Origin of the sequence: Allobosea sp. (genome assembly GCF_051860145.1) — a bacterium.
Classification (GTDB): domain Bacteria; phylum Pseudomonadota; class Alphaproteobacteria; order Rhizobiales; family Beijerinckiaceae; genus Allobosea.
Map to the genome: position 1 here is coordinate 63079 of NZ_JBHYEM010000007.1, position 14238 is coordinate 77316.

Genomic DNA, 14238 nt, shown 5'->3' on the forward strand with positions numbered 1-14238 from the left:
AAAAAATAAAGGCATCCGGCCGCATCCGAAGTAGGCTTGGCCGTGTACTCATCGCTCTGGCGCGCCCGCGAAGGCGTAGACCAGCAAGGGAGACAGGAATGGCGACGAGCGCCGCGTTGCCGCACAGGGCGACGGATATCGAAGACGCTCTGCGCGCCTGCGCCTCCGGCGATAAACTTGCACTCAAGCGCATCTATGATGCCGAGTCCGCGCGTATGCTTGGCGTTGCGCAGCGGCTGCTCAAGCGTCGCGCATTGGCTGAGGAGGCGGTGCAGGACGCATTCATCCTGATCTGGCGGCACGCCGCGCGGTTCGATCCTGAGCGCGGCGCCGGCCTGACCTGGATCTACGCGATCCTGCGCAATCGCTCGCTCTCGATCCTGCGGGACGAGAAGCGGACGGAAACGAGTGACAGACCTGTCGCCGAGGAGACGGCGAGCGAAGAGGACGATCCCGAGACGGTCATGTCGAAACTGTCAGGCGCCAAGGCGCTGCATGCCTGCCTCGAGACGCTGCCGCCGCAGCGCCGCGGCATCGTGCTGCTCGCCTTCGTCCAGGGCCTGACCCATGGCGAGATCGCCGGCCGCCTGCGCATGCCGATCGGCACCGTGAAATCCTGGATCCGGCGTTCGCTGATCGCACTCAAGGAGTGCCTCGGATGAGCCCCTCCCCCGACATGCCCCTGACGCCGAACGAGCGCGATGCGCTGGCCGGCGAATATGTCCTCGGCCTGATCGAGGGCGCCGATCTCGCCGCCTTCGACCGGCGGCTCGAAAGCGATTCCGATCTTGCAGCCGCGGTCGAGCGCTGGCGCGCGCATTTCGCCGCGATCGACGCAACAGTGACGCCGATCGCCCCGCCGCCCGGCCTGTGGAGCCGGATCGAGGCAGATCTCGCAGGGGTCGCGCAAGCCCCAGTGCGGGCCGCGGCCGAGGCCGTGCGTCCTTCGCCGCGTGGCACCACCTCCCCGGCAAGCCGGCTGCAGGATTGGTGGAACAGCCTCTTCGTCTGGCGCGGCGCGGCCCTGGCCGGCGCCTTGGCTGCGATCGTGCTGGCCGTCGGCCTCGTCGGCGCGCTCGACCGCGCCAGGCGGCAGCCGGTCATGGTCGCGGTGCTGATGACCGAGGCGAGCGTCGCCGCCGCCGTCGTCCACACCTTCGCCGATGGCCGGGTCGAGATGCTGCCGCTTCAGGCGATCGATGTTCCCGAAGGCAAGGCGCTGGAGATCTGGACGCTCTGGGACCGGGCTGTCGGCCCGCGCTCGGTCGGGCTGATCGACCAGGCCCGCTCGACGCCGCTGCGCCTCGACAACCTGCCGCTCGGCAAGGATCAGCTCTTCGAGATCACGCTCGAACCCGCCACCGGCTCGCCGACTGGGCGGCCGACCGGGCCGATCATCGCCAAGGGCACGACGTCGCAGAGGCTGTAGGGGCGGCTACTGCATGTCGGCGAAGGCGGCCTTCAGGCGCTCGCCGGCTTCGGCCACGACGGAGCGCGGGGTCGCGAGGTTGAAGCGCAGGAAGCTGCCGCCGCCGGAGCCGAAGCTCGCGCCATGGTTGGCGGCGATCTTCGCCTGCTTCTCGACCCGCGCGATGAACTCCGCCGGCTCCATCCCGGTCCCGGCGAAATCGACCCAGCCGAGATAGGTCGCCTCCAGCGCCATCGAGCGCAGGCCAGGAATGCTGCCGACGACCTCGTCGAAAACCCGGCGGTTGCCGTCGAGATAGGTCACCAGCGCATCGACCCAGGCCGCGCCCTCCGGGCTGTAGGCCGCGGTCGCCATGACCATGCCGAAGGAGTTCGGCGAGATGCCGAGCGCGTTCATCCGGGCGCGGAAGGGCGCGCGCAGCGCCTCATCGGGAACGATGACATTGCCGACATGGGCGCCGGCGATGTTGAAGGTCTTGGTCGTCGCCGTCATCATCACCAGGCGGTCCATGATCTCGGGCGTGGCAACCGGCATCATCAGGTGCTTGTGCCCCGGCATGACCAGGTCGTGGTGGATCTCGTCCGAGACGAGGATCAGGTCGTGCCGCACGCAGAACTGCGCGATCTCCCTGAGCTCGTCGCGTGACCAGACCCGCCCACCGGGATTATGCGGCGAGCACAGGATCAGCATCCGCTCGCTGCCGGTCATCAGCGCATCCCAGCCGGCGATGTCGAGGACGTAGCGACCGTCCTCGATCGCAAGCGGGCATTCCACGACGTTCCGGCCCGCGGCCCGGATGACGCGGGCGAAGGCATGGTAGACCGGCGTCATCAGCACGACGCCGTCGCCGGGCTTGGTGTAGGCGTCGACGCAGAGCGCCGTGCCGTTCACCAGGCCGTGCGTGGTGAAGATCGCCTCCGGCTCCAGCTCCCAGCCATGGCGGTTCTTCATCCACCAGCGAATGGCGTCGTTGCTGGCCGTGGCATCGCCGAAATAGCCGTAGACGCCGTGCGCCGCCATCGCCTCGACCGCGCCCTGCACGCAAGGAGGCGGCCGGAAGTCCATGTCGGCCACCCACATCGCGATGCCGTCGGAGGCCGGCACCTTATAGGTGGCCTCCATCATGTCCCATTTCGCGCAGTTGGTGCCGCGGCGGTCGATCAAGGCGTCGAAATTCGGAGCGAAGTTCATCATGGCCCTCGATGAAAACCCGATTCTGGAGCTGGATCCGATCAGGTTGAATCAAACTGGTCGGATCCAGCTCTAAGCTATTGATAGAGCGCGCGCCCATGACAAGGACATGCCGCGATGCAGGGCCGGGCGCTAGCCTTCGGCGCGCATGCCGTTTCACGGCAGCGTCATGCCTGAGCCCCGCGCTCGGCGCGTCCTACATCACCACCGTGATCGTCTCGGCCGCCCGGGTCAGCCCGGTATAGAGCCAGCGCGCCCGGTGCTCGCGGAAGGCGAAGGCCTCGTCGAACAGCACGATGTCGTCCCATTGCGAGCCCTGCGCCTTATGGACGGTGAGCGCGTAGCCGAAGGTGAATTCGTCGGTGTGCTTGCGCAGCTCCCAGGGCACCTCCTCCTCGGTGCCGTCGAAGAAATTCGGCAGCACGGAGACCTTGACCGGCTTGCCGCCGGTATCGTCCTCCGGCGTCACCCGCATGGTGATCAGCCCCTTCTTGGAGGTCTTGAGCTCCTGCACGATCCAGGAGCCGCCATTGAGCAGGCCCTTGCTCTTGTCGTTGCGCAGGCAGACCAGCTTCTCGCCGGCGACGGGCACGGTCGAGGTCCGGCCCATCAGCTCGCGCATGCGGGCATTGTAGAGCCGTCGCGTCTTGTTCATGCCGACCAGCACCTGATCGGCGCCGAGCACGATCTCGGGACTGATCGCATCGCGCCGGATGACGCGGCTTTCGCCATAGTCGCCGACGGCAAGCCGGCCGCCTTCGCGGATGATCATCGACATCCGCACGATCGGGTTGTCGGCCGCCTGCCGGTGCACCTCGGTCAGCATCACGTCGGGCTCAGCCTCGGTGAAATAGCCGCCGCCCTTGACCGGCGGGAGCTGCGCCGGGTCGCCGAGCACCAGCACCTTCGTGCCGAAGGAGAGCAGGTCCTTGCCCAGGTCCTCGTCGACCATCGAGCATTCGTCGATGATGATCAGGCCGGCCTTGGCGGCGCTGCTCTCGCGATTGAGCACGAAGGTCGGGCTTTCCTCGTCGACGCCGCGCGAGCGGTAGATCAGCGAGTGGATGGTCTGCGCGCCCTCGCAACCCTTGTTGCGCAGCACCAGCGCCGCCTTGCCGGTGAAGGCGGCGAAGACGACGGAACCGTCGACCCCTTCGGCGATATGGCGCGCGAGCGTGGTCTTGCCGGTGCCGGCATAGCCGAACAGCCGGAAAATCTGAGGCTCGCCGGCGCGCAGCCAGTCTGCGACGGCGCTCAACGCGCCATCCTGTTGCGGCGACCAGTTCATCGGGGACGGAAGCGGAAAGCGGCCATGCCGCACAAGGGCGCGAGTCGGGCCTGCAATGCAAGCGCAGAACAGAACGGGATCAGGCGGCGCGCAGGCGCCTGGTGAATTCCTCCGCCTCGGCCTGCAATGCGGCGATCCGCTCATTGAGCTCGCGTGCGCCGATGGCTCCCTTGCCGGCCTGGTCGACGGTCTGGGCGTTGGCCTTCGAGATCTCCATCATCGCACCGGCGGCGGTCCCCGTCACATGCGAGATGCGCGCGACCGTGTCGCCGAGCGAGCCGAGCAGCTCGGAATGCGAGGACACCATGGTCGAGATCTCGGTGCTGGCCTGCTCGACGGCCCCGACCCTGGCGACGATCCCCGAAACGGCCTCGGCCGCCTGCGAGAGCGCCTCGTTGACCGTGCTGATCCGCTGCACGATGCGGGCCGTCGCGTCGGCGGTCTGTCCCGCCAGCGCCTTGACCTCGCTGGCGACGACGGCGAAGCCGCGGCCATGCACGCCGGCGCGCGCCGCCTCGATCGTCGCATTGAGCGCCAGCAGGTTGGTCTGCCGCGCGATCGCCTCGATGATCTCGACGACGCCGCGAATCTGCCCTGCGTTCTCGGTCAGGCGCAGCACCAGGCCCGACGTGCCGGCGGCGTCCTGCGTCGCCGCTGTCGCCGTTTCCGAGACGCGCCGGACCTCGGCATTGATCTGCGCGATCACATGCTCCAGCCGCAGCGCGGCTTCCGTGATGTGCTGCGCCTCCTCGCCCGCCCCGGTGACGGCGGAGGCCGCAGTGCCGGTGCTTTGCGACACCTGCTGCGCGCGAACCGCGGAATCCTGCTGCGCGGCGCGCAGGGCCTGGCTCAGCCCGGCGATATCGGCAAGCAGCGCGCCGATGCGCCGCTCGAACTCGTCGGCGATGCGGCCGAGCTCCTCCGTGCGCCGGATCTGATGGCTCTGCGCGAGGTCGGCCTCGGCCTCGCGATTGACCAATGTGGCGCGGACCTCGCTCAGTGTGCGCACCGTGCGGGCGAGCTGGCCGATCTCGTCACGGCGCCTGACATGGGGCACCTCGATCAGCTTCGGCGTCGTGGTCGCGGCGGCGATCGCCGCCATCAGGTCGCGCAGCGGCCGGGTGAGCTGCGTCCGCAGCAGGTAGATCGCAAGCAGCGCGCCGCCGAGCGGCAAGCCAAGCGCAATCGCGATCGTGCGGAGGCGTAAGGTCTGCGCGAGCTCGCCGCCCTGCGCCGCGGCAAGCTGCGCGCGCCGGTCGAGGCCGTCGGCGAGCTGCGAGGTGACCAGCATGATCTGGCGCACGTTCTCGCGCGCCGCCTCGGCGGAGGCTTCGAGCAGGGCCGCCTTGGGCGACACCTCGCGGCCCATGGTGACGATGTCGCGCTGGAAGGCGATGAAGGTCCGGATGCTCGGGTCGAGCGTCGGATTGGCCTCGCGCAACTCGCCGGGCAGCGACGAGAGCAGGCTGGCGCGGGCCGCGTCGACCAGCTCGATCGCCCCGTCGAGCGCATCGAGCGCCGCCTCGACCGCGCGCGGCGTCGCCGAATCGTCGAAACGGCTGAGCAGCGACGCCTGGGCGACGCGGTTGGTGAGAAGCGCGGCGCGATTGGCCAGCGACAGGCTGGCGAGAGCCTCGCGATCGATCGCATGGACCGAATCGAGGCCTTTGACGGCGCTGAACAATCCGAGGCCGGCGGCGATCCCCATCAAGGCGAACAGCAGGGTGATCTTCGCCGTCAGCCCCAGTTTCCGCATCGCATCCAGCCCTCGTCGAAACGCGCCTGTCATCTCGCAGGCGCGAACGAACACGAGGTTAACGCGGTCGAAGAAAACCAATGAAAATCAACAAATTAGCCGGTTACAGAATCCCGCGTGACCGACGCGTTTCTTGGCTTTCCCAGCCGAAAAGGGCCGCTTTCAACCCATCAGGCTGTCGAGACCGCGCCTGAGGCCGATTTCGTCCGCGACGCGGCGCGCCGCCAGCAAGGTGCCGCCGACATAAGGCGCCGCCGAGCTCCCCGCATCGTGGCGGATCACCAGCCGCTCGTCGGGCAGGCCGAACACCGCCTCGCAGGAGAGCACGAAGCCCGGCATGCGCAGCGAATGCACCTGAACCGGATGCGGGGCGCCGAGCGCGGCGCCGCGCGTCTCGCGAGCTCCGCCGAGTTCGGAGACCGGCTTGGCGGTGCCCGCCATCCGCTCGGCGCCGAGCGTCTCCGCCAGTTCGCGCCCGGTGCCCGAGGGCGTATCCGGCTTCGAGGCCGAGGCGTAGTCGATGATCTCGACATCCGGCACATACTTCACCGCCTCGCGGGCGAAGCGACGCAGCAGGGTGGCGGTGATCGAGAAATTGCCGGCGGCGAGCACGCCGACATTGGCCTTGCGGGCGGCGGCCTCGATCTCGGCATAGTCCTCCGCGGTCATGCCGGAGGCCCCGACCACGACATGGCGCCCGGCCGCGACGGCCGCGAGCACATTGCCCTTCACGCTGTCGGGCTTGGTGTAGTCGATCAGCACGTCGGAAGGCACCGACAAGGCCTCAGCCACCGTGGCGAAGACGGGTTTGCCGTTCGCCGGCTGGCCGGCCGCCTCGCCGAGATCGCCCCCCGCCGCCTTGCGCGAGACGCCGGCGACCAGTTCGAGATCGGGCGCGGCTGAAATCGCGGCGACGAGCGCCTTGCCGACCCAGCCGGTGCAGCCGGCGAGCGTGATGCGGATCATGAGGGAGCTCCAATGAGAGACCGGCATTTGAGCCGGACAACCAGGCCGCTAGATTGAAGCGAACGATCCTCACAAGCGAGTCGAACTGATGCGCGTCGCGGTCAATGGCGTCCAGCTCTATGTCGATATCGAGGGAGCCGGGCTCGTGGCGGACGGGCCGGTCATGCGCGAAAAGCCGGTGCTCATCCTGCTGCATGGCGGCCCGGGCGCCGATCACAGCATCTACAAGCCCGGCTTCTCCAGGCTCAGCGATGTCGCCCAGATCGTCTATTACGATCATCGCGGCTGCGGCCGCAGCGAGGACGGCCCGCGCCAGAGCTGGACGCTCGCCCAATGGGCCGATGACCTCAAGGCGCTCTGCGACAGGCTCGGCATCGACAGGCCGATCGTGCTGGGAAGCTCCTTCGGTGGCTTTGTCGCGCAGGCCTATGCGGCGCGCCATCCGGGTCATGCGGGCAAGCTGATCCTGATCAGCACGGCGGCAAGGATCGACTTCTCGACGATCTACGACGCGTTTGCGCGTTTCGGCGGGGCGGAAGCCGGCCGCATCGCCGAGGCCTACTGGTCGAGCCCGTCGCCCGAGACACGCGCGCCCTATATCGAACGCTGCATCCCGCTCTACCGGGCGAAGCGGCGCGGCCCGCCCGAATGGGCCCAGCGCGCCATTCTGCGCAACGAGACCGGCCAGTGGTTCAACGGTCCAGCCAACGAGCATGGCCGCATGGATTTCCGTGAGGCGCTCGGCACCGTCGCATGCCCGGTGCTGCTCATGGCCGGCGAGCTCGACCCAATCACGCCGTTCGCCTTCAACGAGGAGATCGCGCGCCATCTTCCCGCCGGCCTCGTCCAGTTCGAGCGTTTCGCCGATTGCGGCCATGGCATCGTCGAGGACGATCCCGAGCGCTATTACGCGACGATCCGCGATTTCATTCTCGCGGGCGCCTGAAACGCGTCAGATCGCCAGGCGCATCAGCGGACGGCCCGGCTTCTGCCGCGCGACCTCGATGAAGCCGGCGCGCAGGAAGACGCGTTCGGGGCCGACGTAAAGTCCCTCGCTGCTGCGCTTGAATTCATGGTCCATCGGCGCGGCCTCGAGCAGGCGGGCGCCGCTTTCGCGGGCGAAGGCGATCGCGCCGTCCAGGAGCGCAGCGGTCACGCCCTTACCTCTCCACCCCTTGCGGACGAAGAAGCAGGACGCCGCCCAGTTGCGCTCGTCCTCCGCTGGCGCGTCGGGCAGCGGCGTCGAGGCCCGGCGCGGATTGTTCCACTCGGGGACATGGGCGCGCGGCCCGGCCTGGAGCCAGCCGACGCAGGTCTCTCCGTCATAGGCCAGGACGCCCGGCGGCGGCCCCTTGCGCACGCGCTCCTCGAACAGGCGGCGCGCGCCCTCGCCGAGCAGCGGCATGCGCTGCTTCTGCGGCATGCGGAAATGGTTGCACCAGCAGCCATAGCACGGGCCTTTCGGCCCGAAGAGGTCCTCGAGATCGGGCCAGCGCTCCGGCGTCAACGGCTGCACGCGGAAAGCGATCACGGTCATCTCCAATAGTCCATTCGCATAACGCCGTCCTCGGGGGCTCGACATGCAGGCGGCGACGGCAGATGACTTGTCGTTCAAGATGGAGACCGCTCCCATGTCTGTCGAGATTTTCGCCGCCTATCTCCTCGCCTGCATCGTCATCGTCATCGTGCCGGGCCCGACCGCGACGCTGATCATCGCCAACAGCCTGAAGCATGGAACCAGAGCCGGCCTCCTCAATGTGGCAGGAACGCAGGTCGGCCTCGCCGTGATGATCGCCATCGTCGGGATCGGCCTGAGCTCGGTCATCGCGGCGATGGGCCACTGGTTCGACTGGGTCCGGCTGGCGGGCGCCGCCTATCTGATCTGGCTCGGCTGGAAGATGTTTCGCTCGGCGGGCGGCGCGGGAGAGGCCGTCGTGGCAAGACCGCCACGCGGCGGCTTCCTGCTCCAGGGCGCGCTGGTCGCGCTGAGCAACCCGAAGACCCTGCTCTTCTTCGGCGCCTTCTTCCCGCAATTCCTCGACCCGGGCCGCGATCACATGACCCAGATCGCCATCATGGGCGCGACCACGCTGGTCGTCGCCGCCATCAGCGACAGCGCCTATGCGATCCTCTCCGGCCGCGCCGGGCGCCTGCTGTCGCAGCATCGCGTCCGGCTGCTGTCGAAGGTCAGCGGCGGCTTCCTGATCGGCGGCGGCCTCTGGCTCGCCTCCTCGCGGGCGAGCTGATCACCAGGGGATCGGCGAGCCGTCCCAGCTCCGGAAGCTGTTGGTTTCGGCGATTCCGGAGCCGTCGATCGTCGCGATCAGGCCGGCGGCGCTTTGCTCCGGCGTGATGTCGGCGCCGCTGCCGCCCATGTCGGTCTGCACCCAGCCCGGATGGAAGAGCAGGATGGCGACCCCGCGCTCGCGCACGGCGTTGCCGAAGGCGACCATCGTCATGTTCACCGCGGCCTTCGACGAGCGATAGGTCACCGCCCCGGAGGGGTTGCTGCCGATCGAGCCCATCCGGCTCGAGATCGTCGCGATCTTGCGGCCCTGCGAGGCCTCGACATTGGGCAGGAAGGCCTGCGCCACCCGCAGCGGCGCATAGACATTGACCTCGAACACCTCGCGCCAGGCATCGAAATCCATGTCGAGCGCCGATTGCTTGTCGCGCGGGCCGTAGATGCCGGCATTGTTGAGCAGGACGTCGATCGGCCGGCCGGCGAGCGCTGCCTTGGCGGCATCGACGCTCTTCTGCGAGGTCACGTCGAGCGCGAGCCGCGTGATCCGATCCGGATGCTTCGCGGCCAGCGCCTTGAGCGCCGCGGCATCGGGGTCGCGTGCGGCGGCGATCACATGGTCGCCGCGCTCGGCGAGCGCGGTCGCGATCGCCAGTCCGATGCCGCGATTGGCGCCGGTGATCATCCAGGTCTGGGGCATGTCGGTCTCCGTGGGCAGGATCTTCGTCATTGCGAGCGTAAGCGAAGCAACCCGGCGGCTCGCCAGGGAGGCCCTGGCTCGCTTCGTTGCCACGCTCCTCGCAATGACGGGGAGAGACCCGACCTAAGCCTCGCTACTCGGGCTTTCCAGTCCCGCCCACCGGCTTTGTCAGCATGACACCGCCCGGCCTTGCGAAGATTTGACAAATATGTCAAAAATCAAAATGCGGAACACGCGGCCGATATCATGGATCAAGGCTGCGAAGAAAGATTTCCTGGTCTTTCCCGAAGCAGCCCAACGCGAAGCGCTGCGGGCGCTCACGATCGCAGCCGAAGGCGGAATGGCCGACAGCGCCAAGCCGATGCATGGCCTCGGCAGCGGTGTCTTCGAAATCGTATTGCGGCTTAGAGGCGATGCCTTTCGCGTGGTCTACGCGGTACAGATTGGCGACGATCTTTGGGTCGTCCACGCGTTCCAGAAGAAGTCGACCTCCGGCATCAAAACATCGAAGCACGATATCGACCTCATCAAGGATCGGATCAAACGCCTGAAGGAGCTGGTAAAATGAGCAGCGACATCGAACTCGTCCGTGGCAGCGGCAATGGCTTCCGAGACCTTGGCCTGCCCAACGCCGATCTGGAGCAGGCACGCGCGCTTCTCGCCGCCAAGATCATCGCCGTGCTCGACGAGAACCGGCTCGGCGTTCAAGCCGCCGCAGAGCGGACCGGCGTCGCCGCCTCCGAATTCTCACGTATCCGCAACGTCAAACTCGACCGTTTCACCATCGACCGGATGATCATGATCCTCGGCAAGCTCGGGCAGGATGTCGAGGTTTCGATTTCGGTTCGACCGCGCGCGCAGGCCGCTTGAACACAGGTTTACCGCGCGGCCCGAAACGAAGAAGCGATCCGGCGGCAGTGCATTCGGATCACTCAACGCCACTCCACGCTCCGGCGCGTAATCCTGAACCTCAGCCCTTCGCTTTTCCATAACCGCCGGCGGTCGGCGTGATCACGGTCACGGCCTCGCCTGCCTCCAGCAGCGTCTGGTCCGAGGGTTTCAGCTCCTCGATCTTGCCCGACAGCCGCCGGACCAGCGTGCGCCCGAGCTCGCCCGGCTCGCCGCCCTTGACGCCGAAGGGCCGCACGCGCCGGTGCGAGGCGAGGATGGCGCAGTCCATCGTCTTCAGGAAACGGATGGTGCGGCTGGTGCCGTCGCCGGCGCTCCACTCGCCCTTGCCGCCGGAGCCGGGACGGATGTGGAAATCCTCAAGCACGACGGGAAAGCGGGTCTCCAGGATCTCGGGATCGGTCAGGCGCGAATTGGTCATGTGGACATGCACGCCAGACGTGCCGTTGAAGCCCGGCCCCGCCGGCGAGCCCGAACAGATCGTCTCGTAATACTGGTACTGGTCGTTGCCGAAGGTCAGGTTGTTCATCGTCCCTTGCGAGGACGACATCGCCTCCAGCGCCCCGAACAGCGTGTTGGTGACTGCCTGGCTGACCTCGACATTGCCGGCGACGACGGCGGCCGGGTAATGCGGCGCCAGCATCGAGCCTTCCGGCACGACGATCTTGATCGGCCTGAGGCAGCCGGCATTCATCGGGATCGCGTCGTCGACCATGACGCGGAAGACATAGAGCACGGCAGCGCGCGTCACCGGCGCCGGCGCGTTGAAATTGTCCTCGCGCTGCGGCGAGGTGCCGGTGAAATCGACCGTCGCCTCGCGCTTCTCGCGATCGATGGTGATCTTCACCTTGATCGCGCAGCCCTGATCCATCGGATAGGTGAATTCGCAATCGTGGAGCTTGGCGAGCAGCCGCGCGACGCTTTCGGCGGCATTGTCCTGGACATGGCCCATATAGGCCTGAACGACGTCGAGGCCGAAGGAGCGGATCATCTTCCTCAGCTCCGCCAGCCCCTTCTCGTTGGCGGCGATCTGCGCCTTGAGGTCGTTGACGTTCTGCACGACGTTGCGGACCGGATAGCGCGCGCCCGTCAGGAGCTTGACCAGTTCCTCCTCGCAGAAGCGGCCCTGATCGACGATCTTGAAATTGTCGATATAGACGCCTTCCTCCTCGATATTGGTCGCCAGCGGCGACATCGAGCCCGGCGCCGTTCCGCCGACATCGGCATGGTGGCCGCGGCTCGCCACCCAGAACAGGATCTCCTTGTCCTCGGAATCGAAGACCGGCGTGCAGATCGTGATGTCGGGCAAGTGCGTGCCGCCATTATAGGGCGCGTTCAGGCAATAGACGTCGCCTGGGCGGATCACCGGATTGTTCTTGATGACGGTCTCGACCGACTTGTCCATCGAGCCGAGATGCACCGGCATATGCGGGGCGTTGGCGACGAGCGCGCCGGTCTGGTCGAAGACGGCGCAGGAGAAGTCGAGCCGCTCCTTGATGTTCACCGAATAGGCGGTGTTCTGCAGCGTCACGCCCATCTGCTCGGCGATTGACATGAACAGGTTGTTGAAGATCTCCAGCATCACCGGATCGGCCTTGGTGCCGATCGCCGCGTTCTGGACCAGCGCCTTGGTTCGGCTGAGCACGAGGTGGTCCTTGGCCGTCAGCTTCGCGCTCCAGCCATCCTCGACGACGACGGTCTGGTTCGGCTCGATGATGATCGCTGGTCCCGCCACGCTCTGTCCCGGAGCCAGCGCCTCGCGCCGCACGATGGCCGCCTCGTGCCATTGCCCCTTGGAGAAGACGCGCGTCCGTTCCGCCACCTCGGGCTCGCCGGCCTCTTCGCCGACGGCGCCCTCCTCGAATTTCGCGCCGCCGCCGACCGCCTCGACCTCGACAGCCTCGACGACCAGCGCCTTGGTCTCGTCCATGAAGCCGAAGCGCGCCTTGTGCGCGACCTGGAAGGCCTCCTGCATCTCGGCGCGCGTGCCGGCGGCGATCGCGATCGCTGTATCGGTGCCGGCATAGCGGATATGGGCGCGGACATGGATGGCGATCTCGTCATCCGGCACGCCCTGCCCGATGAGCTCGGCGCGCGTCTCGGCGCCGAGCTTTTCGGCGACGGCGCCGATCGCGGCCTTCACCTCCGCATCGAGCGGGACGTCGAGCGCCGCCGTCCGTGTCGAGCGGATTTCGGCAAGGCCCATGCCATAGGCCGAGAGCAGGCCGGAGAACGGGTGCAGCAGCACCGTCTTGATGCCGAGCGCATCGGCGACCAGGCAGGCATGCTGCCCGCCGGCGCCGCCAAACGAGTTCAGCGCATAGCGGGTGATGTCGTAGCCGCGCTGCACCGAGATCTTCTTGATCGCCTCGGCCATGTTGGCGACCGCGATCTGGATGAAGCCGTCGGCGACCTCTTCCGCGCTGCGCCCGTCGCCGACTTCCGCCGCGAGCGTGGCGAACTTGGCGCGCACCGCCTCGACATCGAGCGGCTGGTCATGGCCTTCGCCGAAGATCGCCGGGAAATAGGACGGGATCAGCTTGCCGACCATGACATTGGCGTCGGTGACCGCGAGCGGGCCGCCGCGCCGATAGGCTGCGGGCCCCGGATTGGCGCCGGCCGAATCCGGGCCGACGCGGAAGCGCGCGCCGTCGAAATGCAGGATCGAGCCGCCGCCGGCCGCGACCGTGTGGATCAGCATCATCGGCGCGCGCATGCGCACGCCGGCGACCTCGGTCTCGAAGGCGCGCTCGTACTCGCCGTCGAAATGCGCGACATCGGTCGAGGTGCCGCCCATGTCGAAGCCGATGACCTTGTCGAACCCGGCCGAGCGGCCGGTCTCGGCGAGGCCGACGACACCGCCGGCCGGGCCGGACAGGATCGCATCCTTACCCTGGAACAGCTCGGCGGCAGTGAGGCCGCCCGAGGACATCATGAACATCAGCCGCGCGCCGGTGCGCGCGATGTCGAGCTCTTCCGAGACCTGCGCGACATAGCGGGCGAGGATCGGCGAGAGATAGGCGTCGACCACCGCGGTGTCGCCGCGCCCGACCAGCTTGATCAGCGGCGAGACCTCGTGGCTGACCGAGACCTGCGGGAAGCCGATCTCGCGGGCGATGCGCGCCGCGACCTGCTCGTGCTCCGGATAGCGATAGCCATGCATGAAGACGATGGCGACGGCGCGGAAGCCGGCGGCATATTGCGCCTGCAGCGCGGTCCGGATCGCAGGCTCATTCGGCGCCCGTTCCACGGCGCCGTCGGCCAGCACGCGCTCGTCGACCTCGACCACCGCCTCGTAGAGCTGCTCGGGCTTGATGATCTCCTTGGCGAAGATGTCGGGCCGGGCCTGGTAGCCGATGCGCAGCGCGTCGCGGAAGCCGCGGGTGGCGACCAGCAGCGTGCGGTCGCCCTTGCGCTCGAGTAGCGCGTTGGTGGCGACCGTCGTGCCCATGCGCACTTCGTCGATCAGCCCTGCCGGGATCGGCTCGCCGGCCTTGAGCCCGAGATGGTCGCGGATGCCCTGCACGGCGGCGTCGCGATAGGCGCCGGGATTCTCGGAGAGCAGCTTCCTGGCGTGAAGCTTGCCTGCCGGATCGCGGCCGATCACGTCGGTGAAGGTGCCGCCACGGTCGATCCAGAAGTCCCAACGGCTCGCGGTCATGGCACCCTCCCCAGCATGCGCTGGCTACATTGACAATTCATCGATAAATCGTCGATGAAACGTTGACAAGGCGGATTCTGCGATTACGGTTGCAAA

13 protein-coding genes are annotated in these 14238 nt (G+C 67.5%); 6 read left to right on the plus strand and 7 right to left on the minus strand.

All coding sequences use genetic code 11. The features are described 5' to 3' along the window. The first annotated feature begins 98 nt into the window (after window positions 1–98). Both ACTIF2_RS13890 and ACTIF2_RS13895 read left to right on the plus strand, forming a co-directional pair. Complete coding sequence (locus ACTIF2_RS13890; RefSeq protein WP_439497678.1) at window positions 99–662, plus strand: sigma-70 family RNA polymerase sigma factor; 564 nt, start codon at window positions 99–101, stop codon at window positions 660–662. After that, on the plus strand, window positions 659–1429 hold the full coding sequence (locus ACTIF2_RS13895) for an anti-sigma factor (protein ID WP_439497679.1): 771 nt from the start codon (window positions 659–661) through the stop codon (window positions 1427–1429). Before ACTIF2_RS13890 ends, ACTIF2_RS13895 begins: the two co-directional genes overlap by 4 nt. A 6-nt stretch (window positions 1430–1435) precedes the next feature. Here the strand turns inward: ACTIF2_RS13895 and ACTIF2_RS13900 are convergent, their stop codons facing one another. The 4 genes from ACTIF2_RS13900 to dapB form a co-directional block, all read right to left on the minus strand. After that, entirely contained in the window at window positions 1436–2623 is a 1188-nt protein-coding gene (locus tag ACTIF2_RS13900; RefSeq protein WP_439497680.1) for a MalY/PatB family protein, read from the minus strand. A gap of 193 nt (window positions 2624–2816) precedes the next feature. Then, window positions 2817–3908: an ATP-dependent DNA helicase gene (locus ACTIF2_RS13905; RefSeq protein WP_439497681.1), complete on the minus strand. Its 1092-nt coding sequence runs from the start codon at window positions 3906–3908 to the stop codon at window positions 2817–2819. A 79-nt stretch (window positions 3909–3987) separates the two neighbouring features. Beyond that, window positions 3988–5664, minus strand: a complete 1677-nt coding sequence (locus ACTIF2_RS13910) for a methyl-accepting chemotaxis protein (RefSeq protein WP_439497682.1) — start codon at window positions 5662–5664, stop codon at window positions 3988–3990. A gap of 162 nt (window positions 5665–5826) precedes the next feature. After that, window positions 5827–6630 (minus strand): 4-hydroxy-tetrahydrodipicolinate reductase, encoded by an 804-nt coding sequence (dapB, locus tag ACTIF2_RS13915; protein ID WP_439497683.1) that lies wholly within the window; start codon window positions 6628–6630, stop codon window positions 5827–5829. A gap of 88 nt (window positions 6631–6718) precedes the next feature. Between dapB and ACTIF2_RS13920 the strand changes: the two genes are divergently transcribed. Beyond that, complete coding sequence (locus ACTIF2_RS13920; RefSeq protein WP_439497684.1) at window positions 6719–7576, plus strand: alpha/beta fold hydrolase; 858 nt, start codon at window positions 6719–6721, stop codon at window positions 7574–7576. A 6-nt stretch (window positions 7577–7582) separates the two neighbouring features. On the opposite strand, the gene ACTIF2_RS13925 is transcribed toward ACTIF2_RS13920, so the two are convergent. After that, window positions 7583–8167 carry a GNAT family N-acetyltransferase gene (locus ACTIF2_RS13925; RefSeq protein ID WP_439497685.1) on the minus strand — a complete coding sequence of 195 codons (585 nt, stop codon included), beginning with the start codon at window positions 8165–8167 and terminating at the stop codon, window positions 7583–7585. 94 nt (window positions 8168–8261) lie between these two features. Between ACTIF2_RS13925 and ACTIF2_RS13930 the strand changes: the two genes are divergently transcribed. Further along, window positions 8262–8876 carry a LysE family translocator gene (locus ACTIF2_RS13930; protein WP_439497686.1) on the plus strand — a complete coding sequence of 205 codons (615 nt, stop codon included), beginning with the start codon at window positions 8262–8264 and terminating at the stop codon, window positions 8874–8876. Here ACTIF2_RS13930 and ACTIF2_RS13935 read toward each other — a convergent pair whose 3' ends face one another. After that, on the minus strand, window positions 8877–9572 hold the full coding sequence (locus tag ACTIF2_RS13935) for an SDR family oxidoreductase (RefSeq protein ID WP_439497687.1): 696 nt from the start codon (window positions 9570–9572) through the stop codon (window positions 8877–8879). It abuts the gene before it with no gap. A gap of 208 nt (window positions 9573–9780) precedes the next feature. Here ACTIF2_RS13935 and ACTIF2_RS13940 point away from each other — a divergent pair, with 208 nt between their 5' ends. Together ACTIF2_RS13940 and ACTIF2_RS13945 are read left to right on the plus strand one after the other, a co-directional pair. Then, the gene (locus ACTIF2_RS13940) at window positions 9781–10140 is read left to right on the plus strand and encodes a type II toxin-antitoxin system RelE/ParE family toxin (RefSeq protein WP_439497688.1); all 360 of its coding nucleotides are present in this window, start codon (window positions 9781–9783) and stop codon (window positions 10138–10140) included. Beyond that, entirely contained in the window at window positions 10137–10442 is a 306-nt protein-coding gene (locus ACTIF2_RS13945; protein WP_439497689.1) for a helix-turn-helix domain-containing protein, read from the plus strand. Before ACTIF2_RS13940 ends, ACTIF2_RS13945 begins: the two co-directional genes overlap by 4 nt. 100 nt (window positions 10443–10542) lie before the next feature. Here the strand turns inward: ACTIF2_RS13945 and ACTIF2_RS13950 are convergent, their stop codons facing one another. Next, window positions 10543–14142, minus strand: coding sequence for a hydantoinase B/oxoprolinase family protein (locus ACTIF2_RS13950; protein WP_439497690.1), 3600 nt, complete (start codon window positions 14140–14142; stop codon window positions 10543–10545). Between the last annotated feature and the right edge of the window lie 96 nt (window positions 14143–14238).